This is a genomic window from Serratia sp. HNCC26DJ244, from assembly GCF_057180565.1.
Window position 1 is genome coordinate 1 of sequence record NZ_JBXUGO010000102.1, and the last position, 632, is coordinate 632.

Below are 632 nucleotides of genomic sequence, written 5' to 3' on the forward strand. Positions count from 1 at the left end.
GTGTCATTGCCGACGTTCTCCACCTTCAGGTACTTAAGAATACCTTGGGAAGAGTAGTCCAATTCCATATTGCCATCATCCTGGAAGAAGGAGATTGAGCCGTTGTAGTCCAGCAGATCACTCAGGTCAATCAGGTCTGCATCACCGTCAGTCACCACGTCACCCACATGGAAGCCATGGACGATATCGCTGCCATTACCGCCGATGCCGTCAGTTTCCATCCCTGCCAAGACCTTATACATCAACGTATCGTTACCACCGTTAATCAGGTAGAACGTATCGTTGCCGCCGCGGCCTTCAAACAGGTTGTTAGCCGAGTTATCAGTAAAGGTGTCCGCCTGGCTAGAGCCAATCAAGCCTTCGATACTGATCAACTTATCAGAGCCTTGGCCTGTGGCCGTACCTTCCCACAAATTAGCCGTAATGGCCGCAGACGAACCGCTGTAATCAACGATATCCATCCCCGCTGTGGCACTCCAGACTGCCTTACCACTGACAATCTGGTTCCAGCCACCACTCCCGTTGTAGGTATCGTCACCCGCTGAAGCAAAGAAGGTATCGTTATAGCCGGTACCGACAATGCCCGTTGCGGTGGTATTGGTGGCAGCAGTATCACTTTCCGCCGTCAGTAC

1 pseudogene is annotated in these 632 nt (G+C 52.1%); it reads right to left on the reverse strand.

Annotated features, from left to right (window positions below):
* Positions 1–632 (reverse strand): annotated as a pseudogene (locus AC2A06_RS18775) (hypothetical protein); the annotation flags it as partial.